Annotated in this window: 1 protein-coding gene; it reads left to right on the top strand. The window is 71.4% G+C overall.

What is annotated here, in order from left to right; translation table 11 throughout:
• Positions 1 to 1026 (top strand): IS4 family transposase (locus ACWEK3_RS42450; protein ID WP_453252279.1); only part of this gene is annotated, 1026 nt, incomplete at its 5' end.
• Between the last annotated feature and the right edge of the window lie 34 nt (positions 1027 to 1060).

Raw genomic sequence — 1060 nt, 5'->3', positions numbered from 1 at the left:
GACCTGCTGCGCGGCCCGGCCGTAACCCGGCACGGGCCGGGGATCCGCTGGCGCGACCTGCTGGTGGTCGCCCTCGACGGCACCACCCTGACGGTCCCGGACACCCCCGCCGTCCTGACCCGGTTCACCAAGCAGGCGGGCAACCACGGCGGGACCGGATACCCGCAGGTCCGTCTGCTCGCCCTGGTCGCCTGCGGCACCCGCACCCTCATCGACGCGGTATTCGGCCCGACCACCGCGGGCGAGACCACCTACGCCCCGCGCCTGCTGCCCAGCCTGCGGCCCGGGATGATCCTGCTGGCCGACCGCAACTTCGGCGCTCAAAGGCTCCTGGCCGACATCGCGGCCACCGGTGCCGAGGTCCTGGTCCGGCTCAAGAACGGCCGCCGGATGCCGGTCCTGGCCCGCTTCCCCGACGGCTCCTACCTGTCGGCACTGGGTTCCCTGCGCGTGCGCGTCATCGACTGCGAGATCACCATCACCACCACCGCCGGGAAACACACCGGCCTCTACCGGCTCGCCACCACCCTGCTCGACCACCACCGCCACCCAGCAGCCGAACTGACCACCCTCTACCACCAGCGCTGGGAGATCGAGACGGCCTACCTGGAACTGAAGTCGACCATCCTCGGCGGCCGGGTTCTGCGGGCCCGCACCCCCGAGGGCGTCGACCAGGAGATATACGCCCTGCTGGTGGTCTACCAGTTGCTGCGGACCGCCATGGCCGACGCCACCAGCACCCGACCCGGCACCGATCCGGACCGGGCCGGCTTCTCCATCGCCTGGCAGGCCGCCCGCGACCAGGTCGTCCTGGCCGCGGGCGTCATCGCCGACACCGTCGTCGACCTGGCCGGCACCATCGGCCGGCACGTCCTGGCCGGCCTGCTGCCCGAGCGGCGACTACGGGTGAGCCCCCGCATCGTCAAACGCGCCATCTCCAAGTACCAGGCCCGCGGCCCCCGCATCGACCGCACCAGCTACAAAGCCACCACCAGCATCGAAATCCTTGCGGCCGCATGCCCTTGACGACATGCCCCAGCCGCAAACTTCACGGCCTTGC

The organism is Streptomyces sp. NPDC004721 (assembly GCF_053601495.1).
The sequence above is the reverse complement of the archived record's forward strand: the minus strand, read 5'-3'. Positions and strand labels throughout refer to the sequence as shown.